25 protein-coding genes and 1 tRNA gene are annotated in these 24,502 nt (G+C 62.2%); 13 read left to right on the forward strand and 13 right to left on the reverse strand.

Going from position 1 to position 24,502, the window contains the following annotated elements; translation table 11 throughout:
• Positions 1 to 44: 44 nt before the first annotated feature.
• From METLI_RS05120 to METLI_RS05145, 6 genes are all read right to left on the reverse strand, one after another.
• On the reverse strand, positions 45 to 902 hold the full coding sequence (locus METLI_RS05120) for a UbiA family prenyltransferase (RefSeq protein WP_004038582.1): 858 nt from the start codon (positions 900 to 902) through the stop codon (positions 45 to 47).
• A 151-nt stretch (positions 903 to 1,053) separates the two neighbouring features.
• Positions 1,054 to 1,575, reverse strand: a complete 522-nt coding sequence (locus METLI_RS05125) for a putative ATP-dependent zinc protease (RefSeq protein WP_004038584.1) — start codon at positions 1,573 to 1,575, stop codon at positions 1,054 to 1,056.
• A gap of 42 nt (positions 1,576 to 1,617) precedes the next feature.
• Positions 1,618 to 2,160 carry a flavodoxin family protein gene (locus METLI_RS05130; RefSeq protein WP_004038586.1) on the reverse strand — a complete coding sequence of 181 codons (543 nt, stop codon included), beginning with the start codon at positions 2,158 to 2,160 and terminating at the stop codon, positions 1,618 to 1,620.
• 52 nt (positions 2,161 to 2,212) lie between these two features.
• Positions 2,213 to 2,599, reverse strand: coding sequence for a cupin domain-containing protein (locus METLI_RS12750; RefSeq protein ID WP_004038588.1), 387 nt, complete (start codon positions 2,597 to 2,599; stop codon positions 2,213 to 2,215).
• A 74-nt stretch (positions 2,600 to 2,673) separates the two neighbouring features.
• Complete coding sequence (locus tag METLI_RS05140; protein WP_004038590.1) at positions 2,674 to 3,873, reverse strand: aldo/keto reductase; 1,200 nt, start codon at positions 3,871 to 3,873, stop codon at positions 2,674 to 2,676.
• Positions 3,874 to 3,945: 72 nt separating this feature from the next.
• The gene (locus tag METLI_RS05145; protein ID WP_004038592.1) at positions 3,946 to 4,434 is read right to left on the reverse strand and encodes a flavodoxin; all 489 of its coding nucleotides are present in this window, start codon (positions 4,432 to 4,434) and stop codon (positions 3,946 to 3,948) included.
• 117 nt (positions 4,435 to 4,551) lie between these two features.
• Between METLI_RS05145 and METLI_RS05150 the strand changes: the two genes are divergently transcribed.
• From METLI_RS05150 to METLI_RS05160, 3 genes are all read left to right on the forward strand, one after another.
• Positions 4,552 to 4,905, forward strand: a complete 354-nt coding sequence (locus METLI_RS05150; protein ID WP_004038593.1) for a winged helix-turn-helix transcriptional regulator — start codon at positions 4,552 to 4,554, stop codon at positions 4,903 to 4,905.
• Positions 4,906 to 5,079: 174 nt separating this feature from the next.
• Positions 5,080 to 6,186 carry a ribosome small subunit-dependent GTPase A gene (rsgA, locus tag METLI_RS05155; protein WP_004038594.1) on the forward strand — a complete coding sequence of 369 codons (1,107 nt, stop codon included), beginning with the start codon at positions 5,080 to 5,082 and terminating at the stop codon, positions 6,184 to 6,186.
• Positions 6,187 to 6,627: 441 nt separating this feature from the next.
• Positions 6,628 to 7,038 carry a PaaI family thioesterase gene (locus METLI_RS05160; protein WP_004038595.1) on the forward strand — a complete coding sequence of 137 codons (411 nt, stop codon included), beginning with the start codon at positions 6,628 to 6,630 and terminating at the stop codon, positions 7,036 to 7,038.
• A gap of 105 nt (positions 7,039 to 7,143) precedes the next feature.
• Here METLI_RS05160 and METLI_RS05165 read toward each other — a convergent pair.
• From METLI_RS05165 to METLI_RS12370, 3 genes are all read right to left on the reverse strand, one after another.
• Positions 7,144 to 7,228: transfer RNA gene (locus METLI_RS05165), tRNA-Leu, on the reverse strand.
• A 44-nt stretch (positions 7,229 to 7,272) separates the two neighbouring features.
• Positions 7,273 to 8,745, reverse strand: coding sequence for a polyphosphate:AMP phosphotransferase (pap, locus tag METLI_RS05170; RefSeq protein ID WP_004038596.1), 1,473 nt, complete (start codon positions 8,743 to 8,745; stop codon positions 7,273 to 7,275).
• A gap of 99 nt (positions 8,746 to 8,844) precedes the next feature.
• Positions 8,845 to 10,500 (reverse strand): fasciclin domain-containing protein, encoded by a 1,656-nt coding sequence (locus METLI_RS12370; protein ID WP_004038597.1) that lies wholly within the window; start codon positions 10,498 to 10,500, stop codon positions 8,845 to 8,847.
• Between the two features lie 320 nt (positions 10,501 to 10,820).
• Here METLI_RS12370 and METLI_RS05180 point away from each other — a divergent pair, with 320 nt between their 5' ends.
• Positions 10,821 to 11,459 (forward strand): HD domain-containing protein, encoded by a 639-nt coding sequence (locus METLI_RS05180; protein ID WP_004038599.1) that lies wholly within the window; start codon positions 10,821 to 10,823, stop codon positions 11,457 to 11,459.
• Here the strand turns inward: METLI_RS05180 and METLI_RS05185 are convergent.
• Positions 11,398 to 12,795 carry a PAS domain-containing protein gene (locus METLI_RS05185; RefSeq protein ID WP_004038600.1) on the reverse strand — a complete coding sequence of 466 codons (1,398 nt, stop codon included), beginning with the start codon at positions 12,793 to 12,795 and terminating at the stop codon, positions 11,398 to 11,400. The two genes, METLI_RS05180 and METLI_RS05185, sit on opposite strands and share 62 nt — an antisense overlap.
• A 156-nt stretch (positions 12,796 to 12,951) precedes the next feature.
• Here METLI_RS05185 and acs point away from each other — a divergent pair, with 156 nt between their 5' ends.
• The 4 genes from acs to METLI_RS05205 all read left to right on the forward strand — a co-directional run bounded on the left by acs (position 12,952) and on the right by METLI_RS05205 (position 17,093).
• Positions 12,952 to 14,844 carry an acetate--CoA ligase gene (gene acs / locus METLI_RS05190; RefSeq protein WP_004038602.1) on the forward strand — a complete coding sequence of 631 codons (1,893 nt, stop codon included), beginning with the start codon at positions 12,952 to 12,954 and terminating at the stop codon, positions 14,842 to 14,844.
• 13 nt (positions 14,845 to 14,857) lie between these two features.
• The gene (locus tag METLI_RS05195) at positions 14,858 to 16,102 is read left to right on the forward strand and encodes an L-lactate MFS transporter (RefSeq protein ID WP_004038604.1); all 1,245 of its coding nucleotides are present in this window, start codon (positions 14,858 to 14,860) and stop codon (positions 16,100 to 16,102) included.
• A gap of 327 nt (positions 16,103 to 16,429) precedes the next feature.
• A complete protein-coding gene (locus METLI_RS13105) occupies positions 16,430 to 16,597 on the forward strand; it encodes a hypothetical protein (RefSeq protein WP_157203220.1) in 168 nt (55 codons plus the stop codon).
• 52 nt (positions 16,598 to 16,649) lie between these two features.
• Positions 16,650 to 17,093: a hypothetical protein gene (locus METLI_RS05205; protein WP_004038606.1), complete on the forward strand. Its 444-nt coding sequence runs from the start codon at positions 16,650 to 16,652 to the stop codon at positions 17,091 to 17,093.
• Between the two features lie 6 nt (positions 17,094 to 17,099).
• Here the strand turns inward: METLI_RS05205 and METLI_RS05210 are convergent, their stop codons facing one another.
• Together METLI_RS05210 and METLI_RS05215 are read right to left on the reverse strand one after the other, a co-directional pair.
• Complete coding sequence (locus METLI_RS05210; RefSeq protein WP_004038612.1) at positions 17,100 to 17,600, reverse strand: flavodoxin domain-containing protein; 501 nt, start codon at positions 17,598 to 17,600, stop codon at positions 17,100 to 17,102.
• Positions 17,601 to 17,652: 52 nt separating this feature from the next.
• A complete protein-coding gene (locus tag METLI_RS05215) occupies positions 17,653 to 19,362 on the reverse strand; it encodes an ABC-ATPase domain-containing protein (protein ID WP_004038614.1) in 1,710 nt (569 codons plus the stop codon).
• 114 nt (positions 19,363 to 19,476) lie between these two features.
• Here METLI_RS05215 and METLI_RS05220 point away from each other — a divergent pair, with 114 nt between their 5' ends.
• Positions 19,477 to 20,163: a fasciclin domain-containing protein gene (locus tag METLI_RS05220; RefSeq protein ID WP_004038616.1), complete on the forward strand. Its 687-nt coding sequence runs from the start codon at positions 19,477 to 19,479 to the stop codon at positions 20,161 to 20,163.
• Between the two features lie 17 nt (positions 20,164 to 20,180).
• On the opposite strand, the gene METLI_RS05225 is transcribed toward METLI_RS05220, so the two are convergent.
• Positions 20,181 to 21,797 (reverse strand): GAF domain-containing protein, encoded by a 1,617-nt coding sequence (locus tag METLI_RS05225; protein ID WP_004038618.1) that lies wholly within the window; start codon positions 21,795 to 21,797, stop codon positions 20,181 to 20,183.
• Positions 21,798 to 21,971: 174 nt separating this feature from the next.
• Here METLI_RS05225 and METLI_RS05230 point away from each other — a divergent pair, with 174 nt between their 5' ends.
• From METLI_RS05230 to METLI_RS13110, 4 genes are all read left to right on the forward strand, one after another.
• The gene (locus tag METLI_RS05230; protein ID WP_004038620.1) at positions 21,972 to 22,652 is read left to right on the forward strand and encodes a DUF169 domain-containing protein; all 681 of its coding nucleotides are present in this window, start codon (positions 21,972 to 21,974) and stop codon (positions 22,650 to 22,652) included.
• A 2-nt stretch (positions 22,653 to 22,654) separates the two neighbouring features.
• Positions 22,655 to 23,494 (forward strand): DsrE family protein, encoded by an 840-nt coding sequence (locus METLI_RS05235; protein WP_004038622.1) that lies wholly within the window; start codon positions 22,655 to 22,657, stop codon positions 23,492 to 23,494.
• A gap of 11 nt (positions 23,495 to 23,505) precedes the next feature.
• A complete protein-coding gene (locus METLI_RS05240; protein WP_004038624.1) occupies positions 23,506 to 23,835 on the forward strand; it encodes a DUF5400 family protein in 330 nt (109 codons plus the stop codon).
• A 66-nt stretch (positions 23,836 to 23,901) separates the two neighbouring features.
• Positions 23,902 to 24,498 (forward strand): hypothetical protein, encoded by a 597-nt coding sequence (locus METLI_RS13110; protein WP_004038626.1) that lies wholly within the window; start codon positions 23,902 to 23,904, stop codon positions 24,496 to 24,498.
• Positions 24,499 to 24,502 lie beyond the last annotated feature (4 nt).

Below are 24,502 nucleotides of genomic sequence, written 5' to 3' on the forward strand. Positions count from 1 at the left end.
CTTAAAGATCGGGATGGGGGTATCGCGGGCGCTCTGGCCCCTCCTCACAGGAGCCGCGTGAGGGTGAACACGATCACGAACAGCCCCCAGGTCAGGTACAGCCGCCGGATCTGGCGCCGTCCCTCTTCTATCGTCGGGCTCGCAACCAGGCGCACGGTGCAGGCGATCATCCAGAGATCGGCCGTGCCGATCAGGAGCAGGTAATCGTAGCCGAGCCAGCCGGCCAGAAACGGCACGGGCGTCACCAGAAAAAAGACCGTCAGCCAGAGGGCAGAGATGCGGAGCGCCCGGGCCCGGCCCCATCGGTGTGCGAGGCTCCGTGAGGACCGCTGCTCGTCGCCTTTTACATCCATGGTATCCGCAGCGATCTCCAGGCCGAGATCGAAGAAAAATGCCAGCGCCGCAAAGGTCAGGACCACCCCGTTCACCGTCCCGGCCGCTATTGCCCCGAGGACGATGGTCATCCCGATACAGGCCGCCACGACGAGGTTGCCGGCAAACCCCGCGTCCTTGAGTTTGATGTTGTAGGCCAGGGCGATACACCAGAAGAGAACGACCAGTACCAGCACGAGCGGCCCGAGAAATGCAGCGCCGATCATCCCGGACGCAGTGAAGAGAGAAAACAGGATCCAGAGTTCGGTGACGGAAATCCGCCCCGAGGGGAGGGGCCGCGACGGCAGGTTGACCCGGTCGACCTCCCGGTCGAAATAATCGTTGGAGATGTTTGCCGAGCCTGAAATAAAAAACAAAGTCAAAAATCCCAGAATAACGAGATGGAATGGGGGTAAACCCCCGAATGCAAAAATTTCGCCGGCAACGAAGAAGAATCCGGCTCCAAGTGCAAGATCCATCCTGATGAGTTCGGCGGATGCACGGAGTTTCGTGGCGATGGTCGACGTCATGATCCTGAACAGATATCGTCTCTATCCGGATTGTGTGGTGAAATATTCACCGGTGGTTGTCATGAGATGCGTTCCCATGATGGCCGTGCCGGCCTGAACAAAATGGTCTGACTGGCGGGCATTCTGTGATGCAGGACAGCATACAAGGGGATCAGACGAACCTGAGTTCGCTCAGGTCCTTTCCCGCGACCTCCTTCTTCTCCAGGTGCTCGATCTCGTGGGCGATGCCGTATGCCGGGGAGCCCTCGAAGCAGATCTCTTTTCTGTCGAGATCCTCGACCCTGATCTCTCCGGCACGGGGGTCGATCGTCATCTTCAGGATCCGGTCCGCCCGTGCCCTGACCCTATACGGCCGTTCCACGAGGAGACGGGTGGGCTGATCCCCGCATTTTTCGAGCCTGCGGACGGTCCCCTCGCTCTCTGTGATTGCCGGGTTCATCAATAGATAGATCTCCTCCAGTGAGGAGCCCAGTTTCGTCTCCTCGTCGTACACCGACGTCTTCTTCATCACCGAGACGGCCCTGAGATCCTCGAGGGCGTAACTCCAGTCGCCCCCGAACCTGAGTGAGAAGACGAGGGGGAGGAGGGCCTCGGAGGGGAGGCCGAACCGTTCGGCAAGGTCCTTCTCGGCCTTGAGGAAGGCAAGGTTCCTGAGGAGGTCGGCAGGTTCCATCGGTTCAGCCTCTGTCGTAAAAGGGATAATATCTTTCCATTATTATATCACGGTCTTTCCCATTTCATACGCAATGGTCATTTCCGGCTTTCCTTCGATATCGCCCCCGTGCTCCACGCCTGTTGCGCAGATGATCCCTGCTTCCTCCACATTGTTCAGGCATGCAAGAAATCCTCTAAAACCAGCGATCGCTACATCCATCGCCTCTCTTCTCTCATCCCAGCTGGTCGCTATGAAAAACGCCTTCTTATTGGCTATCTCTGTATATCTGGGACAGGTTCTGTCGATCAAAACCTTCAACTGGGCATCCATGTTGTAGAAATAGATCGGGGTTGCCATCACCAGAACGTCGGCCCGGATCATTTTCTCCAGGATCTCGGCCATATCATCGTTCTGTACGCAGGCTCCGCCGTTCCCCTGACAGGCAAGGCACCCCTGACAGAAGGCGATATTCTTCTCCTGCAGACGTATTTTCTCCACCTGATTTCCGGCGTCCTGTGCGCCGGCCATAAACCGGTCGCATAACATATCGGAGTTCCCGTTTTTTCTGGGGCTGGCCGATAAAATTAAGACTTTCTGACTCATGTAGGAATCCTCCACCCGATGTCGGGATATTTTATGGTATATTCTTCCTCCATCACGGGCTCCAGCCATTCGACTTCCCCTCTTTGTACATTCGTCGTGATCGGAGATGGGCAAGCCGGCTGTCAGGTGCAGCACCATGCCAGTGTTTCACACCCGGCGGGATCTTGACTACATCTCCTTCCCTGATCACCTGTGCCTTCTTTCCTTCTTCCTGGTAATACCCTCTGCTGCCGGTGACAAGCAAGATCTGGCCTCCGGGATGCCTATGCCAGTTGTTTCGTGCGCCCGGTTCAAACGATACATTATATACGGGGCACTGGAACGTGCTTTCACCGGCAACCAGTGCCTGAACCCATGCCGTTCCGGCGAAATACTCGTTTGCGGCTCTTTCCCCTTTCGGAAAGATCACGCCTTCACTTAAACTGTCTGATGCATCCATGGTTTATTCTCCGTCATGATTCTGGCAAATAGGGAAACCCTGCCGTCTGTACGATTTCGTGTACATCGCGACAGTTACGTCTTCTTGAACATCTCCCGTGCCATGGCAACTCTCTCTTCAAAACCCGGCCCTTCCAGTTCTTCCACGACGGATTCGAGCACCGCCGGGATATCGATGTGCTGGGGGCATTTTTCAACGCACTGCCCGCACTGGACGCACAGGGAGGCATACTCGGGTTCCCCGAGGGCGACGGCGCCGCCCAGCCGTGCCGCATACATGAATTTTTCTCCCTCGGGATTATCGACCAGGTACAGGTTGTTGTATTCCTCGAAACAGAGGGGAATGTTCACGCCCACCGGGCAGGGCATGCAGTACTGGCAGCCTGTGCAGCCTACCTTCAGCAGCTCGCGATACCGGCTCTCCACCCTTTTGACCAGATGCAGTTCCTCAGCAGCCAGCGAATTCGGGTATGCCTGGTCGGCAATCCTGAGGTTCTCCTGGATGTGCTCCTCCTCGTTCATGCCCGAAAGGACGACCGTGACCTCCGGGTGGTTCCATATCCAGCGGAGCGCCCATTCCGCAGGAGACCTCTTTGTCCGGGCTTCGTCCCAGATCTCTTTCACGGCCTGAGGCACGGTTTTCGTCAGGTTCCCTCCGCGGAGGGGCTCCATGATGACGACGCCGAGACCTTTTGAGGCGGCGTATTCAAGGCCGGCGGTCCCTGCCTGGTTCTTTTCGTCCAGGAAGTTGTACTGGATCTGGCAGAAGTCCCAGTCATAGGCGTCCACGATCCGGTTGAAATCCTCGCTTGCGCCGTGGAAGGAGAAACCTGCATTCCCGATGCGGCCTTCGGCTTTGGCCCTGTCGAGGAAGTCAGCAATGCCCAGTTTCTCGACCTTGTCCCACAGGTCACCAACGAGAGCATGGACGAGATAATAGTCGATGTGGTCTGTTTTGAGTTTCTCCAGCTGAGCGTTCAGGAACGTATCCATATCCTCCCGGCTCTCGATAAGCCATGAAGGAAGTTTTGTTGCGAGTTTTACCTTCTCGCGGTATCCGTCGGCAAGGGCACGACCCAGGAAAGGTTCGCTCTCTCCCATGTGGTAGGGCCAGGCCGTATCGACATAGTTCACGCCGTGATCGATTGCGTAGCGTACCTGCTTCGTGGCCCTGTCTTCATCGATCGAGCCGTCCTCTTTCATGGGAAGACGCATGCATCCGAATCCAAGGATGGAAAGTTCGTCTCCGCTTTTTGGAACTTTTCTGTACAACATTTTTCTTTCACCTGGTTTCTTCAGATAATTTCGATGCACCGCGGTATTTTCCGGGGAGACCGGATCGTGCCTTTACTCTGTCATCCCAATGCTACGCAGCCAGTCTGCAACCTGCGTCTGCGCATTTTTTACACTGCCGTCCCTGACTGCAAGCCCGTCCAGGACGGTCGCCTGCGGGCACAGTGTCCCGATGTCCGTAACGCTTCGCCCGAGGCCGCCTCCCCCGTGCGTGCAGAAAGGTGCAATGGTTTTTCCGGAGAGATCGTATTCCGACAGAAACGTTGCAACCGGCCTGGGAATCGTACCCCACCAGTTGGGATACCCGACGAAAACAAGATCGTACGAGTCCATGTTCTCGACTTTTGTTTTCAGCCGGGGCCAGTAATCCGCTCCCAATTCCTTGTGCGCCTGTTCCACAACCTCGTTGTAATTGCGGGGATACGGATCCATCGGTACGATTTCAAAGATATCGCCGCCGACGCTCTTGTGTATTTGATCTGTAATTACACGTGTGTTGCCGGAATGCGAGAAATACGCTGAAAGTGCTGATACGTTTTTCATGGATATCATCCTCCCGGGGGTAACTGCGAGCCCTGAACGATTACGATATAATTTGTGTAGTATGAATAATATATGACATACAAACAAATGTGGTACATACTTACAGGATTGATACAAATGGATGACACGCCGAAAAAATTCAAGTACAACTGGGGAATCGAAGCAACCCTGGACGTGATCGGGGGCAAATGGAAACCGCTGGTCATGTATCAACTCAAGGAGGGGACGTTGCGTTTCAGCAAGATATTGAGCCTGGTACAGCCCAGGATCACCCAGAGGATGCTGACAAAAGAGCTTCGCGAACTTGAGAAAGATGGTCTCGTCAACAGAAAGGTCTACCCGCAGGTTCCGCCGAAAGTGGAGTATTCGCTCACGGAAAAAGGCCGATCCCTGATGCCGATTCTCGACCAGCTCTGCGACTGGGGGTACGAGCACATGGGGGACGACATCGAGTTCCAGTGTGAGGAATAAATTGCACCTTTAGGGACGTGGTGATACTGTACTGATGTGTTCGGTTCATCGCGCACGTGCAGTTCTAAAAAATATTCCCCTGAAACATCAGACAGAAGATCGCCACGCAGAAGAGGCCGGGGCCGATGATCGCGACCACAAAGCACTTGGCGCAGTGTATGCCACCCCTTTTAGATGAATCAGTCTCCTTCCCGGTGCGGCGAGCAGCACCCCTGTACGCTCGAAGACCTCGGCTGGACTGAAGAACACGACGCGGCATTCTCAAAGTACGCCGGGCCGTACGTGCCGGGCCGGGTGGTCTGCCGGCAGAAGACCGTATGGGACGTGCTCGTCGACGGCAGATCGCTCACGGCCGGGCTCTCGGGGGCTCTGCGGAAACTCGGCCGCTTTCCTGCTGTCGGCGATTTCGTCGTGGTGCTCGACCAGCCCGAGGCCGGCACCTCGACGATCGTTGATATCCTCCCGCAGAAGACCCGCTTTGCACGGGCGAGTCCCGGACGCGAAGGCGCCGACCAGGTCATTGCGGCGAATATCGATACGGTCTTTATCGTCACGGCCGCCGGTCATGACCTCAACGCCCGCCGGATCGAACGCTACCTGGCGATCGCCCACGCATCCGGCGCCCGCCCGGTCGTCGTGATCAACAAATCCGATCTGGCTGACGACCCCGCCGCTCTCGCCGCCGGGATCGCCGCGGTCGCCCCCGGCATACCGGTCATTCCCATCAGCGCCGTGAGCGGGGAAGGTGTCGACCGGCTCGGGCCGTACCTCCTGCCGCGGAGCACGGTCGCCCTCATCGGTTCGTCGGGCGTCGGCAAGTCCACCCTGATCAACCGGCTCATGGGCGGTCAGGTGCAGGAGACGGCGCATACCCGGGCCTCAGACGGGAGAGGGCGGCACACCACGACCGTCCGCCAGCTCTTCGTGCTGGACGGCGGGGCGCTCATGATAGACAACCCGGGCCTGCGGGAGGTCGGCATCGGCATGGCGTCTGCCGGTATTGCCGATACCTTCCCCGACATCCTCGAACTGGCGGAGGGCTGCCGGTTCTCGGACTGCCGCCACGAAGGGGAACCGGGGTGTGCGGTGCAGGCGGCCGTGCGGGAGGGATCCCTCTCTGCAGCGCGGCTGGAGAGTTTCCACCGGCTCGTGCGGGAGCTCGAATTCGAACGGGACAAAGCGGAGATCGGGCTGGCGAGGCTGGAGAAGAAGCGCTGGAGGGAGATCGGGAAAGATGCCCGGGATATCGGGAAGATGAAAGAGAGGATAAGGCACACCTGAATACTCTATTTTCCCTTATGCATCATGCGCTCTCTGCTTTTATGCTCCCTGCCCCCTCCTCTCTCTCAGTGCAGCGCCGCCCGTTCCCTCAACCTTCTTTTGAGGCGTAAGCGGCCTGTACAGGAGAACAGAGGCCATGAGAGAGCTAACTCCGGAGGCCCCCGACCAGATCCCGGACCCGCGCGCGAAGACGGGGAGGGAGATGTGGATCGCGGAACGGCCTGAGCGGGAGCAAGGACCGGGCGCTCTGTGATGCAGGGCGGCGTACAGAACAGGAGGGTGCTGGTCTGAAGCGAGCGGAGAGGAACGGAGAGGAGCGGAGCGAGTGAAGACGAACACCCGTCTTTATTTATGGATAAATAATCCGTTGGTTGTAAAAGGGTAGAGTGCGGGGCGCAGATCCGGAATACCTTTTTCATCCGCCGCCTGAAATTTGTCCCTATGACACCATCCGATATAGAAGAAAAAGGCCGGGCATTCTTCGCCGCCGATTCATTCGCAAGGGAGAACGGTCTTGAACTTGTCGCGGTTTCCACCGGCCGGGCCACGGTCTCGATGCGGGTCGCGGATCGTCACAGGAACAGCCACGGGACGGTCCACGGCGGCGCTCTCTTCACGCTTGCCGATGTTGCGTTTGCACTTGCATCCAACTCCCACGGGATCGATGCTGCGGCGATAAATGCCCATATCACCTATATGACCGCTGCAAAGGACGGGGTTCTTACGGCCGAGGCGGAGGAGTTTGCGCTCAACTCGAAACTTGCCTCTTATACCGTCACCATCACCGATGAGGAAGGAAGAAAGATCGCCATCTTCCAGGGTATGGTCTACCGGAGGACACCCCGGCCTTAATCCGTTCCTGGTTTACTATTAAAACATTTTAAGGCGGGAGATCATCCGTCATCGGAGTGTCGATAGACCCGAAATGTTCCGAATTGAGCAGTCTCAATAGAATAGTGCGAGGGGTGGGATTCGAACCCACGGACCCCTTCGGGACTGGATCTTAAGTCCAGCGCCGTTGGCCTGGCTTGGCTACCCTCGCTCTCCTACTACATGGAAGCCTGCAGACAAAAAGATGATGGGCTTTCACCGCAGTGCCCGCTCCACCCTCTCCACGATCGTCTGCAGGCCCTCCACCCGTGCATACCGCTTGTCGTTCGATGAGATCACCGTCCAGGGTGCGGCCTTCGTATCGGTCCGCTCCAGCATCTCGGCGACCAGGGCCGCATAGATATCCCACCGGCTCCGGTTGCGCCAGTCCTCCGGCGTGATCTTCCACTGACGCTCCCGGTCCTCTTCCCGGTCGATAAATCGCCTCAGCTGCTCCTCCCGGTCGATATGCAGCCAGAACTTCACCAGGACCGCACCCCAGTCGACGACCGCCTCCTCGAACTCGTTGATCTCGCCGTAAGCCCGCCCCACCTCGGCCGGGGAGGAGAGCCCCTCCACACGCTCGACCAGCACCCGGCCGTACCAGCTCCGGTCGAAGACGGCGACATGCCCCTTCTTCGGGAGGTCCCGCCAGAACCGCCAGAGGTAATGGTGGCGCGACTCGTCCTCGTTCGGCGGCCCGACCGGCTCGACCTGGCAGATGCGGGGGTTGAGGCGGCGGGTGAGCCGCATGATCGCACCTCCCTTCCCGGCGGCGTCCCAGCCCTCGTAGACCACGATCAGGGGGAGGCGCTCGCGGTAAAGGGAATACTGCAGTTCGGTGATCCGCTCGCCGTAGCGTTTGAGCGCCTCCTGGTACTCGTCCTTAGAGAGCGAATGTTTCGAGGGGTCAGGGAGTCGGAGGCGTTTCTCCGACGGCGGCTGCAGCGGCGCCGGATAGCGCGGCACCACCGTCGTTCGCCGCTCCCGGATCGCATGCTCAAGCGCATGGACGACCGCGCTCATCCCCCTGACCACCGTGAAGTTGCGGTCGTGCGCCTCGATCACCGTCCACGGTGCATTGGGGGTGTCGGTCTTTGCGATCACCTCCTCGAAGATCGGGAGGTAGAGATCGTAGTGCTCCAGCCTGACGTCTTCATGGCCGTCGATCAGAAACGCCGCCGCCGGTTGCTTTTTTATCCGCTCGATCCGTCGCGCCTGCTCGTCCCTGCTGATATGAAGAAAGAGTTTCACGACGACGGCGCCTGCATCGGTGAGGTGCCGCTCGAACCTGACGATCTCGTGCAGTGAGCGCTCAGGTGCGCCGCCGTCCTCCGGGCGCACCTGCTCCGCCACCATCCGCGAGTACCACGAACGGTCGAAGATCGCCATCCGCCCGGCGGTCGGGGTCCGCAGCCAGAACCGCCAGAGAAAGGGCCGCTCCTCCTCCTCGCGGTTCGGTGCCGATGCGGCGTGATAGGTATACAGGCGCGGGTCGAGGGCGAGGACGAACTGGTGGAGCATCGTCGAGATGCCTGAGAGGTTCCAGCCGTCGGCGACGATGATCACCGGGAGGTCGAGGTCTCTGGCCTCACGCTGGAGGCGGCCGAAGCGTTCTGCAAGGTCAGGCAGGATCTGTTTATAGTCCTCATCGCTCACTTTTCTGGTCAGGTCGTACTGCTCGAACATGGGACAGGGAGATCAAGGGGCAGAGAGAAGAAAAACGATCCGGCAGCCGGGCGAGAGAAAAAGAAGGAATAGGGGATCAGGCAGAGACGACCGTGCCCCCTATACCTCCTCCTCTGGCGTTTCTTCAGGGGTCTCCTCTGGCGTTTCCTCTGGTACCTCCTCTGGCATTTGAAGGACGCCGTCGATCACGTGGATGACGCCGTTGGTGCATCCGACATCAGAGACGGTCACCCGGGCGTCGTCGATCATCAGGGTCTCGTTCGCCTCGTCCCACAGGATTGCGACGCTCTTTCCGGAGAGCATCTCCAGCGCCTCCAGCTCTATCAGGTCTGCGGCCAGGTATTCGCCGCCGGCCACATGATGGAGGAGGATGTCGTTGAGCGCCGCCGTGTCGTTGAGCAGGGCGTCGAGCGCCCCCTCCGGGAGGGCTGCAAAAGCCTCGTCTGTCGGGGCGAAGAGCGTGAAGATCTCCGTGCCGTTCAGCGTCTCGTTCAGCCCGGTCATCTCGAGGGCAGCCACCAGCGTTGCAAGACTCTCGTCTGCCGCCGCCGTCTCGAAGATACTCATCTCTTCAGGCGCCGCCTCCTCCACGACGATGAAGTCGGGTTTCACCGCGGTGTAGGTCTGGCCTGTATCGTCGGTGACGGTGAGGCTGACCGTATATGTCCCTGCCTCATGGTAGGTGAAGAGCGGGCTCTCCCGCGTGGACATGAAACCGTTGCCGAAGTCCCAGTACCATGCGGTGATGTTCTCGACGGTGCCGTTCACCGAAAACTGCACGGTGAGCGGCGATTCGCCCTGTGTCGGTTCGGCCACAACGTCCACCACCTTCTCCTCGGGCGGGACCAGCACCGCATCGATCACATGGACAAGACCGTTGCGGCAGAGGATGTCCGCGATCGTGAGTCGTGCATCGTTCACCATCACGCCCTCGTCGGTCTCGCTGATGGTCAGCGTTCCGCCCTGGAGCGTCCACATCGTGCCCGCATCCACGAGGCCGTTTCTGGTTGTAAAACCGTCGACGACATGGTAGAGCAGGATCTCGTTCAGCGCTGCCGTGTCGTTGAGCAGGGCGTCGAGCACGCCTTCGGGGAGGTTATTGAATGCCCCGTCGGTCGGGGCGAAGACGGTGTATACCTCAGTCCCGTTCAGCGTCTCGTTCAGGCCGGTCACATCAAGGGCCGTCACCAGAGTGGCGAAGGTCCCGGTCCTGTTGAGGGTCTGGTAGATCGTGTATTTCGGTGTGCCTGGCGGTTCGAGGACGGCATCGATGACATGGACCACGCCGTTTGTGCAGGTGATATTGCTCTGGGTGATCAGGGCCTGGTTCACCCTGATCCCCTCTTCGGTCACGGTGATCGCCACGTCCATCCCGAGGAGCGTCTGCAGCGTATCCATCTCTTCGAGGTCTGCGGCATAATAGGTGCCGTCGGCGATATGGTAGTTGAGCAGTTGTTTTAGCAGATCGGGCTGCTTCAGGAGGAGGTTCAGGATATCCGCGGAGTAGGCGTTGATCGCCTCGTCGGTCGGTGCAAAGAATGTGTAAGGCCGCTCTGCGCTCAGCGTTTCGTTCAGTCCGGTCTGGTTGAGGGCGGTCACCATCAGGGTGAAGGTGCCGTTGTTCAGGAGCGTGTCGTAGATCGTGAGGTTGCCTGCCTCTTCGTCAGGCGGGAGGGGGTCGTCCTCTCCGGCCGCAATGCCTGTCGATGCCAGAATGACAAGAATACACAGGCCCAGGATTTTTAGTGCGCGCATTTTTTCATACCTCTTTTATGATTGGTGCGATCCCCGGACGCGTGCCGTCCGGCATGTCTATCTGTCTCCTCCTCTCCGGGACGTCGGACACACGTTCATGAACGGATCAGGGACGGACTGCGCAATATGTATTAATATAATTATCTGAATTTTTTAATACCAATGATATTTTTCTTGTGCTTGGTTTTACCGGGCATATTGGCTTCAATAGTACTCCTTTTCCAGAAAATTGTCCAGAAAGAAGAGGCCCGTGGGCACGGCGCAGGAGTGCGTAACAATCAGACACATTATCAGCGCCGGGCGTAAACACTCTCTCCACCATGCCGAACACAGAGATAGAGACGATCCTGGCTTATGTCGAGGCCTCGTTCTGGCAGTCGGGTGCCCACGGCCTCGACCACGTCCTCAGGGTCACCCGCCTCTGCGAGGAGATCGGGCGGGCCGAAGGGGCGGACATGCGCATCCTCATCCCGGCGGCCCTTTTCCACGACATCGCCCGCCCGATCGAGGAGGAGACCGGCGTCCCGCACGAGGAGGAGGGGGCGCGGATCGCCGAAGAATACCTCGGGTCGATCGGCTACGACGCCGGACGCATCCCGGCGATCGTCCACGCGATCCGCACCCACCGCTACAGCACCGGGGCAAACCCCAAAACCCTGGAGGCGCGGATCCTCTCTGACGCCGACAAACTCGACGCCATGGGGGCGGTCGGGATCGCCAGGGCGTTTCTGCAGGCAGGCGAACGCGGCGGCGGCATCGAGGACGCCGACCGCCACATCCATGAAAAACTGCTCAACCTCCGGGGCCTGATCTCCACGGGGGCCGCAGCGGCGATCGCCGACCGGCGGCACGCCCTCCTGCAGGGGTTTGCCGACGCACTCGAGGAGGAGGCCGGCCTCACCTCCGGGGCAGGACCTCGCGCGCGATCGAGCAGAAATACATCCTCTCCCCGAACGTAACAAAGGTCCTGGAGACCTCGACCTCGATGATCCGCCCGTCCTTTCTTTTATGCGTCGAGCGCGTCCGCTCCTTTACGCCGGGGGAGGCCCCGGCCTGCATCCGGTCCCACTGCGCCTGTGTGATCGAGGGGTTGATCTCGATGACGGAGATCCCCTGGAACTCCTCGGCGGTATAGCCCAGGAGTTCGCCGGCCGTCCTGTTCGCCTTGTATACCCATCCCTCCTCATCGAAGAGGATGATCGAGTCCGATGCGTTGTCGAAGGCGAACTGGGTGAAGAGCAGTTCCTGTTCGAGTTCTTCCTTCTCCCTGATCACGGTGACCAGCGCCATGTTCGCCTGCTGCATCTCCTGCGTCCGCTCCCTGATCAGGGTTTCGAGGTTCTCGTGGTAGCGCTTCAGCCGGTCTTTATCGTTTTTCATCTCGGTGATGTCCTGTCCGAGTGCGTGGCACTCCAGGAACGATCCGTCTTCACCGAAGATCCCCCGGAAGGTCCAGCGCTCCCAGCAGACCGATCCGTCCTGTCGGACCGTCCTGACGTCCGCCGTGAAGGCCGGGGCGGTCGGCAAGAGGGATGAGAGGCCGCGCCTGATCTGCTCCCGGTCCTCCGGCGAAAAGAGCGAGAGAAAACGGAAACCGGCCAGCTGGTCGCGCGCTCTGCCGAGATGAACGCACAATGCTTCGTTGAAGGAGGCGAGCGTCATGTCCGGCCTGATATGGGCGACGAACTCGGTCTGGTCGGCGATGAGCGCCCCATAGCGTTTACGGCAGAGGTCCCGTTCTTCCACCGCCTGCCGGCACGCCGTCTCGTCCACCAGCACGAGGGCGCACCCGTCCCTGCCGGTGTCGAAGACGACCGGGAGGTAGTGGACCGTGAGGTGGAGGCGCTTTCCGCCGACGACCGTCTGCACCTCTGCCCCTGACCGCACACCCTGCGCCGCATCGTGGCAGCGTGTCCCGACCTCCGGATCCTTGAAGAGGGAGAGGGGGATGTCCTTCACGCCTGCGCCGTAGATCACGTCGAGCGGGCAGGCGAGGAGGGAAAGGGCCTCTGCGTTCACCATCACTACCTCAGACCTGCTGTCCAGGACGATCGCCGGGTGGAGGCAGAAGTGGAGGAGGGTGGAGACCGGCATCCGGCGGACAAGGGAGTAGTTTTTCGCCGCCCCGATCTCCTTCCTGTCGATATCGCCCTTCAACTTCAGCATGTCCAGGTACTTCGCGCTGGTGTTGCGGTGAAGGTGCAGTGCACTGGAGATCTCGGTGATGCTCAGGCCCTTCGGGTATTTCTTCAGCAGTTCCTTTATCGCAACGATGTCCTGAAAATTACCATTCATCCGCCGATCTCTCCCATGGGATAATGCACTGCATATTTGTTGTGCATACCCAGGATTTATACTATTTCACCGGGATTATCATGGGTAAATGCACGGCATATTCTGCGCCGCCCGGTCAGGTCGGGCTGGCGCCATAGGCCCTGCAGGAGAGGCCCGATGCCAGAAACATTCGACGTAAAACTGGAGAAAAAGACCTACCGGCCAGACCCGACCTACCTGGAGGGGTCGAGCATGGGGGACTGGGAGACTGCATACGGCCGTTTCATGGACGACCCTGAGGGCTTCTGGGCCGGGATCGCCGGGGAACTGGAATGGTTCAGGAAATGGGACCGGGTGAAGGAGTGGAAGCACCCGTATGCCCGCTGGTTTACCGGGGCGAAGCTGAACATCACGCACAACTGTCTCGACCGCCATGCCGCCGGCGACCGCCGGAACAAGGTCGCCCTCATCTGGCGGGGAGAGGAGGAGGGCACCGAGCGGATGTACACCTACCGCCAGCTCCACCGGATGGTGATGCGCTTCGCCAACGCCCTCAAGAAGATGGGGATCAAAAAAGGGGACACCGTCTGTATCTACATGCCCCTGGTGCCCGAGCAGATCGTCGCCATCCTGGCCTGCGCCCGGATCGGCGCCGTCCACAGCATCGTCTACGGGGGGTTCGGGGCGGCCGCCCTCCATACCAGGATCAGGGATGCGAAGGCAAAGATCGTCATCACTGCCGATGTGGGTTACCGGCGGGGCAAACGCGTGCCCTTAAAGACGATCGTCGACGAAGCGGTGATCAACGCCTCCAGCGTCGAGAAGGTCATCGTCCTGCGGCGGGCAAAACCGCTGCTGGAGCTGATCTCAGAGATGGAGGTGGACTTCGATGAGGTGATGGAGGGCATGGCGCCGGTCTGCGAGCCCGAGGTGATGGACGCCGAGGACCCCCTCTTTATCCTGTACACGAGCGGCACCACCGGGACGCCGAAGGGGATCGTCCATACCTGCGGGGGTTATATGGTGGGAACGTACTACACGAGCAAGTATGTCTTCGACTTAAAGGAGAACGATATCTACTGGTGCACGGCGGATCCGGGCTGGATCACCGGGCACAGCTACATCGTCTACGGCCCGCTGGCCGCCGGCGCCACCGTGCTGATCACCGAGACGGTGCCCGATTACCCTGATCCCGGCACCTGGTGGCGGATCGTCGAGGAGTTCGGGGTCACCATCTTCTACACGGCGCCCACGGCGATCAGGATGTTCATGCGGTTCGGCGAGGAGTGGCCTGGCCGCTACAACCTCAATTCCCTGCGGATCCTGGGTTCGGTGGGCGAGCCTCTCAACCCCGAGGCTTTCGAGTGGTACTATAGTGTCATCGGGAAATCGGCCTGCCCGATCCTGGACACCTGGTGGCAGACCGAGACCGGGATGCACATGATCGCCACCCTGGTGGGCGAGCCGATGAAGCCGGGGTTTGCCGGGCGCCCGATCCCGGGGGTCGTCGTCGACGTGGTGGACCGCGAGGGCAACCCGGTGCCGCCGGGGATCGGCGGGCTGCTCGTGATCAAGGAGCCGTGGCCCTCGATGATGCGGACGGTCCACGGCAACGACGAGCGCTACCGCACCTACTGGAACACCATCGACGCCTGCTACACGGCAGGTGACCTGGCGGTCAGGGACGAGGACGGATATATCATGGTGCTCGGGCGCTCTGACGACATCATCATCGTGGCCGGGCACAACCTCGGAACGGCAGAGGTGGAGAGCGCCCTTGTCTCGCACGAGGCGGTGGCCGAGGCCGCCGTCATCGGCAAGCCCGACCCGGTGAAAGGGCAGGCGGTCAAGGCCTTCGTGATCCTGCGCCTCGGCTTTGAGCCCGGCGAGAAGCTGAAGCAGGACCTGATCTACCATGTCAGGATGGGCCTCGGGCCGATCGCCATGCCCTCGGAGATCGAGTTCGTCACCTCGCTCCCGAAGACGCGGAGCGGCAAGATCATGCGCCGCGTCCTGAAGGCGAAGGAGATGGGGATGGACCCCGGCGACATCTCGACGCTGGAGGACTAAAAGGGGAACGGGCATGGAGGATGTCAGGGTCTTCGGCATGGAGGCCGAACGGGGTCGGTGGCTGCTGGTGCTCTCAGGCATGCTCATCAACCTCTGCCTGGGGAGCATCTACTCGTGGAGCGTGTTTGTGGCCCCGCTGACCGCATATTTCACGGGAGCGCTGGGCAGGACGGTGACGGCGGGCGAGGTGCTCATGCCGTTCTCCGTCTTTCTGGCATGTTTTGCGGTGACGATGCCCCTGGCCGGGAGACTGATCGAGGGATGGGGGCCGAGAAACGCCGCCATCGCCGGGGGTGTGCTGACCGGTCTTGGCTGGCTGCTGGCCTCGACGGCGGCCTCGGTGCAGGTGCTCTACGTCCTCTACGGCGTTATCGGGGGCGTGGGCGTTGGCATCGCCTACGGTGTGCCGGTGGCGGTCTCGACGCGGTGGTTCCCTGACCGCCGGGGGCTTGCGGTGGGGCTGACCGTGCTCGGCTTCGGGTTCTCGGCCTTCGTGACCGCGAACCTCGCCGGGATGCTCATCGCCGCCGTCGGGGTGATGGCGACCTTCAGGATCTTCGGCGTCGTCTTCATCCTGCTGGTCGCCCTCTTCGCCCTCCCGCTCTCGTTTCCGCCCGATGGGTGGCGGCCGGCCGGGATGGCGGCGGGCGGCGGTGCGGCCGGGCCGGCGTGCGAGTGCAACCGGAGCGCGATGATCAGGACTCCGACCTTCTATGGGCTGTGGATCTGCTACTTTGTCGGCTGCCTGGCTGGTTTGATGGCGATCTCCATCGCGCAGCCGGTCGGGACTGAGGTGGCCGGGATCTCTCCCGCCGTCGCCACCATGCTGGTCGGATTCTTCGCCGTCTTCAATGGCGGCGGGCGACCGCTCTTCGGCGCCCTGACCGATCGCCTGGACCCGGGGAGGACGGCGATGATCTCGTTTGCCCTGATCGGGGCGGCCTCCCTCATCATGTGGCAGGCGCCGTCCGGGGCGACCTACATCGCCGCCTTTGCGGTGCTCTGGGGGTGCCTGGGCGGATGGCTCGCCATCGCCCCGACGGCGACCGCCCGCTACTTCGGCACCTGCGACTATCCGCGCTGCTACGGGCTGGTCTTTCTCGCATACGGGGCCGGGGCGATCGCCGGGCCGCAGCTGGCCGGCTACATCAGGACGACGACCGGGGGCTACCTGGGCGTCTTCCCCTGGGTGCTCGGGCTGGCGGCGATCGGGTTTGTGGTGGCGTTTGCGCTGCTGAGGCCGGGAAAATCTGGCTGAATATCGGGGTTTTTCCCGGGCTGTCCATCCCCTCAGGGGGCGGCCCCCTTCTTCCGGGTCGTCTCCACTTCAGGGAGAGGATGTATGTCCTCATGATGGGGCTGGTTTTCCCCTCAAATCCCGGTGTCACCCCTATATGGCTTTTTTCTGAACGGCGTCCATTTCAGGCATATCAAAGCACGCTTTTTCTAAAATATCGGGCGATATGGCCTTTTTCTCAGGGAATGGGGGGTCGGGGCCTGAGAGATCGCCCGGGTCCTGAAGCCGGGTGGGCGGTTCTGTATCACCGATCTCCGGCGCGATCTCTCCCCTGAGATCTTCCGGGCGATGTACGAGTCCTGCGACCCCCCGGAGATCCGGCCCGGTTTTGAGACCTCGGTGCGGGCGGCATATACCCGGGAGGAGGCGATGGACCTGCTCGGGCGTTCGCGGCTTGGAGGATGGCAGGTGATCGCCCACCCCTATGGGCTGATGATCTGCGGCAGGAAACCGTGATGGGGAGGCGAAGACCGGTCCCTTCATCACCCTCTCTGCCAGATGACCAATCATGGACGTGAACTTCTGCCGGCACTATGCCGGCGACGGGACGCCGCCGTCGAACCGCTACTGCAGATCCTGTCCCCATGCCGCGGCCGCCTGCGATCGGTTGTGGGGGCGGGTGGTCGCCCTTGCCGGGTCGCATGGCGGCGACCCGGTCCCGCTCCCCGGGACCCGTGCGTCTCTCTCCCCCAACCCGAAAAACCCGGATATCGTCAGGATGCAGGTGAACTGCCGGTGGGGCCTTCCAAAAGAGGATTTTCTCTATTATATCGCCACCGGGCATGCGGGGATGGGGCGGAAAGGGCGACGCAGCGACCCGCGTGCGTCCCCGAGCATGACCCGGCAGGAGCCGTACGTGGGGGCGATCGTCGCCCTCCTCGGCGGGATGGAGATCCCGGAGATCGCGGCCGTACGGCAGGTGCAGCAGGGGCAGGATCCGGCGGTTCCCTGATGCCCCCTACCCCTTCCTGCCCGGAAGACCCTTCGCCCAGCGCCTGATCGCGTCCATATCCCGGTAGTCGCCCTCAGGGGTCTTCATCACCTTCAGCATCATGCGCAGGGGGAAGGAGAGCGCTTTCGCGTCGAGTTTTCCGGCGAAGAGGCCGATGGAGACCGGGGTGACGACCTGCACGACCGGGTCGAGCGCCGCTTTGAGTTTCTGCCGGTTTTCAGGGGTATCCTCGGCGATGAGGATCCCGACCGCAAAGAGGGCGACCCGGACCCGGCTGAGGGCCTCCCGGTGCCGGGTCACCATCGTGAGGGCGTCATCAAGCCATTTTCCGGCGTAGACCGGGCTTCCGATGACGACCATCGTGTAGGGCGCCGTATCGGTGACTTCGTCCGCCCGCATGAGATCCACCGCCGCCCCCTCCTCCCGGAGCGCTGCCGCGATCGCCTCGGCCACCTCGCGGGTGGAGCCGTAACGGGTGGCGTAGGCGACGAGTACCTTCTCTTCCATACCCTCCGCTCTTCCGGGGGCGCAATAAGCGTTCCGGGGGATCGCCGGTCCGTCACTCTTTCTGCCCGACCCTGAGGGTGCGGAGGCGGTTGATCGCCGCCGCCAGTTCAAAGGGGCGGAAGGCGGCGAGTCCACCCGAGGGATAGGGGACGAGTGCGTCGAGGCCGCGGGACTCTGTTTCGGCGACCACCGCCTCGACCGCCTCCTGCAGGCTGGTGCGCCCGTCCATCAGGCGTTTTGCCCTGAGGATGGCGTGGGCGATCGCCGCCGTCTGGGCCGGGTCGACGACCTGGGAGACCGCGGAGAGGTCGATCTCGTGGACGCCGAATCTGATGGCGCGCACGCCGTCTGCCGCCACCCGCGCCTCCCGCCGCCCCTTGCTGGCGTCGATGGACCGGGGATCGGGGATGCGGCGGCGGAAGGTGCCGAACCTCTCGCCGGTGCGGGCGGGACGCCCTGACGGGTGAGCGACGGCGACCGCCTGCGCCCGTGCGGTGGCGTCCTCGGGGCGGTAGCGCGCCATGCAGACGACGGTATCGGCGATGTCGAAGTAATCGCCAGAACCGCCGATGACGAGCACCGTCGAGACATCGCAGTCGCAAAAGAGGGATCGGGCGCGGTCGATGAAGGGCGTGATCGGTTCCAGGTCGTCAGGGACGAGCGCCTGCATTCGCCGGTCGCGGATCATCATGTTCGTGGCGGCGGTGTCCTCGTCGATGAGCAGCACTCCGGCCCCGACCTCCAGGGCCTCCATGATGTTCGCCGCCTGCGAGGTGCTCCCGCTGGCGTTCTCGGTGGAGAAGGCGTGGGTCTCGCGCCTGTCAGGGAGACCGGCGATGAAGGGGGAGATGTCCACGCCTTCCGCCCGGCGCCCGTCTTCGGCCCGGATCTTCATCGTCGACGGGAGACTGGCGACGCGCTCCCGTCCGTCGCCCGGGATATGGGCATAGACGCCGCGCTCGATCGCCCGGAGGAGGGTCGATTTGCCGTGGAACCCGCCGCCGACGATGAGGGTGATCCCCTCAGGGACGCCCATGCCGCCGACGGTGCCGGCATGGGGGAGGTCGACCTCGACCCGCAGGGAGGGCGGCGATCTGAAGGGCACTGCCTCCTGGAGAGGGCGGTCGTCGACGCCGCTCTGCCGCGGCAGCACCGCCCCGTCGGCGACGAAGGCGACGAGCCCGAGGGAGGGGAGCGCCGCTTGCAGCGCCCGGTAGTCCTCAAAGGCGGCGAGGTGGCGGTAGAGCGCTCCGGCGTCCACTGCTTTATAATGAAGGGAGGAGGCGACGCGTGCCGGGATCTCCTCGAAAAAGACCGCCGCCGCCTCTCCGCCAAGCACCGTGCGCCCCCGCGCCGGCAGGCCGACAAGGAACCGCACCTCGATATCGCCGTCCGCCGTCGCCACCACCGAGGAGCGCTCCAGGATCTCCTGGCCCGGCAGGGCGACGGCGCTCTCCCCACTCCGCCCGCTCCCCCGGCGCCTCCCGCCGCCGGCGGCGGCAAACGAGCGGGCGAGAAAGTCCCGCAGGGCCACGGTCCGGTCTTTCGTCCCGCAACAGCCTCGGGGGAATCCGGCGGCGGACGCCGGGACACTGACCCGGACGCGGCTCGGGGCGGCAAAGGGGTCGGCCTGGACGTGGTCGATCCAGAGGGTGAAACCCTCGAAGGCATAGGCGCCCTCGCAGTCTTTGTAGGCGCTATAGCCTCGACCGTCGATCCGCTGCAGTATTCTCTGCAGGTCTGCTGCCTCTCTCACCGCCATTCCTCCATCACCGATCCGTGCCCGGACGAAAAGAGTCTTTCCCGCTCTGCCGGGCCAGAGTACTGTTTTATATAATGACCCGGCCAGTTCTCGCTACACCCGTGGTGGGAGGGAATGAAAGCAGGATATCTTTCTGGAATGGCAGTGATGGTCATTGTTCTGGCGATAGCCGCAGGATGCACCGGCACCGGTGGTGCGGGGAATCAGGCGCCCCCGACCATCGTCGGGGCCGCCGCAGCAGACGGGCGGCTTATGGCCGTGGTCGCCGCCGCGCAGGCCACCGGCCTTACCGATACCCTGAACGGTCCTGGACCGTTCACGGTGTTTGCCCCGACCGATGAAGCCGTTGCAGCGTTGCCGGGCGGAACTATCTCTGCTCTGCTGCACGATCCTGAAGGGCTACTCACCGAGATCCTCAACTACCATGTGGTGAGCGGGAAGTACATGGCCGCCGACGTGGTGAATCTGACCACATTGCCGACCGTCCAGGGCTCCAACCTCACCATCACGGTTGAGGGTGGCATGGTCATGGTTGACGGAGCAAAGGTTCTGACCGCCGACATCGAGGCCTCGAACGGCGTGATCCATGTGATCGACGCCGTCATGCTCCCGCCCCCCTGCCACCTGACGGTCGGGACATCGAGCGAGGCGCCGGCCCACCAGCATGTCTGGTGCGAGGGTGCAAACGAGACCCTGCCCTTCTGCAATGTTATGGGCGTGTGCCATGTCCACCCGATCAACGAGACGGAAAATCTCGCTGAAGCGGCGGGGGCGGGTCCACACACCCATAACCTGACATAACTTTTTTTCGGTGGGGCTCACCGCTCCGCTTTCTTCCCGGCCCGCTCTTCGAGGGCGCGGGCGAGCACGGAGCGTTCGAGGGCGACGCCGAGCTGGAGCCCGATGGACGAGATGTTCTCCAGGCTCGTCTGCATATAGTGTTTCTCTTCCGTGCTGCCCATGTTTAACAGGCCGACGACCCGCCCGCCATATTTGATCGGCAGGATCAGGAGGGTGCGGACGCCGTTCGCCTTCACAACTTCGTTCAGATCGGCGTAGCCCGGCATACCCTCGGTGATGTAGACGACGTTTCGCTCCCTGAACGCACGCTCGAAGAGCCCGTCGAACATCCCTGAGATGCACATCGTCCTGAGGTTTTCCGGCATGTTCCTGTGCACCCGCGGGATCATGGCGTCCTCCTCGTCCTTGAGGTACACGCAGCCCATCTCGAAGCCGAGCGTGTTCATCGCCGCGTCGATGGACTGCTCCAGTATCGATCTCTCGTCCTCGGCCTCGTTCAAGATGGTGGAGATCCGGTTCATGGCGAGGAGCGTGTTCACGTACTCGGTGCGCTCCCGGTCCAGCCGTTGCATCTTCAGAGCGCTTGCGATCTCGTCGGCCACGATCTCGATGTTCTCGATGTCTGCCGCGGTCACGTCGGCGTCCAGCAGCAGCGCCAGCGCCCCGACCGCCGTCTCCTCCTCGATGATCGGGACGGCGACGACGGTTTTTACGGGCGTCCCGGCGACCAGTGGGCGCAGCCGTTCGCCTTCCCTGCCGGCCGATACGGTCTGGAGGGCGCTCGTGCATGCCGTAAGAAGCGGTGAGAGTGCCGTTTTTGTATCCTCCGTGATCTCCCATGTACTGTATGCCGTCCTGTGATTGTCCCCCATGAAGACGGCGCCGTCGAGATAGGGCAGGAGTTTCTCCCTGACGCCTCGCATCGTCTCGCCCAGCAGGTGCGCCTCGTCCGGGGCGCTGCCGGCCGTCCTGATGATATAGAGCAGGGCCTCCAAATGCCGCCGCGATCTCTTGCCGGCAGATAGGTCCTCGCCGACGACGACCGTGCAACCGGCCTGCGGGAAAAAGGTGATCCGATAGGGCCTGTACACTCCTGCCTTCTCCCTGAGGTCCAGGTCGGCGGTGACGGGTCCGCTTTTCTTCCGCGCCTGCACGGCGGCCTCGACCGCAGGGATCTGCCCGGGGCGCACCAGGTCCAGGAAGTCCGAAGCATCAGGGAAGACGGAGGAGAATAACCGGTTCCTGACCACGATATACCATCCGTCCGTGAGTGTCAGGACGATCGTCTCCGGAAGATCGAGGTGCTCGCTCATTTCCGCCTCCCGCACCCTGATCCCGTGCAACTCAGCCGCCGTGGCCACCAGGGCGCCTGCATCGGGTGGTGCGGCTTTTGCGCCGTCCCTCTCCTCTGTCCTCCCGACAGGTTCGTGCGCCTCTTTTACCGTCCAGAGTTTGCTACGGCCGACGTAGCGGTAGTCCAGGATGCCCCGGGCATGGAGTGTCCCCAGGTACTTCAGGACGGTGGCCCGGCTCTTGCCCGTTCCCATGGAGATCTTGTCGAGCATGCACTCCTCGGGGGGGTGCGAGCGGAGGTACGAGAGGATTATCTGTTCGGTGTCTGAGAGGTCGGTCATCGCAGGGTTACTTCTATACTATATGGTATAATAATTTGCCGTCGCATTTCTGTCTGGGTGCTTGTGAGTGGGGAATCCGGGATTTTTGGGAAAGGTTGATATACAATTATACTATATGGTATAGTTATACTACAAAGGCAAACCGCTCGGCAGGTCCGGGCGAGGAGTTGCACCATGTCATACACCACAACGTCCAGGGAACTGATCGATCTGCTGGGGCTGAAGGGCAGCCCTGTTGCCGTAAAGCTTGCGAAGACCGCGTCCGACGTTCCGGCGGGCTACCAGAAGGTGCCGGAGAAGAGCCGGCACTGCCAGTTCGTGCAGGACGCCCGGCTGAAGGGCTTGAAGGGATATGCCGCCCGCGAGGAGCACGTGTGCAAGGGCGGCGCCGGCGTGATGGGTATCGAGCCCCTGCCGCCGAGCGTGGCCGACGGCAGCACCTACCACAAGCTGGGCAACTTCAAGACCGCGGAGGGTGCGCTCGACACGGTCACCGCCATCCCGAAGTGCGCAGAGACGCACTACGCCTCGGTCTACTCCCCCCTGGAGACGGCCGAGTTCGAGCCGGACGTGGTGGTCGTCGTCGCCACGCCCAGACAGGCCCTGCGGTTGACGCAGGCGTACCTCCACGCCGCGGGCGGCCGGATCTCCAGTGACTACTCCGGGATCCAGTCTATCTGCGCCGACGCCGTCATCGCCGTCAAGGAGCGGGGCGTCCCCAACATGACGCTGGGCTGCAATGGCTCGCGGAAGAACTCGGGGATCGCCGAGGACGAGGTCATCATGGGCATCCCGCCGAAGAACCTCGCCGCCATCGTCGAGGCGCTGAAGGTGTTTGCCGGGAAGTGGGGGTAAGCATGGCGAAGACGGTCAGGGCAATCGGAATTCCGGCCCCGAACGCTGGCATCCTGGCCGGGAATGTCCTGAAGAACCTGGACAATCCCGGCGAAGAGGTGCGTTTCGTCCTCAGCCCCGGCGCCGAGGTGGGACTGGACGCCGTCGCACGGAAGCACGGATACACCCTGGAGTTCACGAAGGCGGACGCCGCCGTGGAGGCGCGGATGGTGCCGTCCGGGAAGAGCATGGAGGAGGTCGACGTCAGCGGAGACTTTTGCCCGGGCCCGGTGATCACGGTGGGGAACATCCTCGCCGGTCTTCCGGTCGGTGAACGGCTGAAAGTGAAGAGCACCAGCGCCGACACGATTGCGGACGTTGCCGCCGCCGTCACCTCGTCGGGGTCGAAGGTCGTCGGCGAGGGCGTCGAGGGCGACCGCCACTACCTCGTCGCCGAGAAGGCCGAGAAGCAGGCCGCCGGCGCCGCTGCCGCCGTGGACCGCGACCGCGTCCTCATCGTGCAGGGCAACGGCATCGGCAACGCCGAGCGGGCCTATGCCACCTTCATCTTCTCGAAGGTGGCGCAGAGCATGGGCCGGAAGGTGACCATCTTCCTCCTGATGGATGGGGTGAGCATCGCAAAGAAGGGGAACGCCGCCGCCGTGAAGCACCCGGCCTTCGACAGGCTCGACCGCCTGATGGCCGAGGTCGTGGCGGCCGGCGCCACGGTCTATGCCTGCGAACTCTCGGCGAAGTTCAGGGGGATCGAGCAGGCCGACCTCGCCGACGGCGTGAAACTGGCCGGGGCGGCGACCTACCTGCAGCTCCTGAGCGATCCCGCATATACGGTCGTAAACTTCTGAGGTGAACAGAGATGGACATGACCTATCAGGTGATCGCGTTAGCGATCCTCGTCAGCAGCACCGTTACCGGGTTTATCACGTTTCGGATGCTCGGGATGAAGCTTGCGCCCCACTTCGGGGCGCTGATCCTGGCGCTCGTCGCCACCCTCGCCGCCGTCGCCACCGGCATCGGGGCAATCGTCTATGCTGCGGCCTTCTTGCAGGTGATCGTCGCCCTCACAGCCTTCACCCAGATGTGGGAGACCCTGAAGTACTCCTTCCAGACCTCGCCCGGCTACGGCCCGCACCTCGCCCTCGTCATGATGCTGCCGGTGCTCGCCGTGGCGGCGGTGGCTCTGTAGGGGTGCCTCCTCTCTTTTTCCTCCTTGTGCGAGGATTTTTCTGGATCCGCAACACGGGTATCCATGATGGCGAATCCCGATACGATGACTGTTCTGAGAGATGCCCTGGCCTCAGGAGACAGCGATGCGATCTGCGCCGCCCTCCAGGATATGATCATCTTCAAGGCAGTGAACCCCCTTGCGCCTTCCGACCTGGACGAGGTGGCAGAGGTGCTGGATCTCGGGGGGAGGGCGGCAGGAACGGCTCTTCAGGTACTGCACGCTGCGGCCGTGCGGCAGGGGACGCTGCCGGCGGATACTGAGGCCGCTGCCGGGTGGCTGCGGGCGGTCGTCGAACGCTCCCGCGACGACCCGGACGGCCGGATGGCGATCAGGGACGCCATTCATCTCCTCGCACGCATGGACGATCCGATGCCGATCGAGCAGCTGGCGTACGACGCCCGCCATTTCGACGGCGTGAGGGTGAAAAAAGAGGACTACTGCCATCCGGCCATCGCGGGGATGCTCAGACGGCATGACGCCGAACTCGCTGCCCTGCAAGCCGCACTGGGGGAGAACCGGGCGGCCAGAGAGATCGGAGCGATCCGGGAGTATGCACGCGACCCCCCGGGATATGAGGAGCGGGTGCGCCTGGCCCAGGAGGACGAGGTCGAGGTCCTGTAATATC

It is taken from the genome of Methanofollis liminatans DSM 4140 (assembly GCF_000275865.1).
GTDB lineage: Archaea > Halobacteriota > Methanomicrobia > Methanomicrobiales > Methanofollaceae > Methanofollis > Methanofollis liminatans.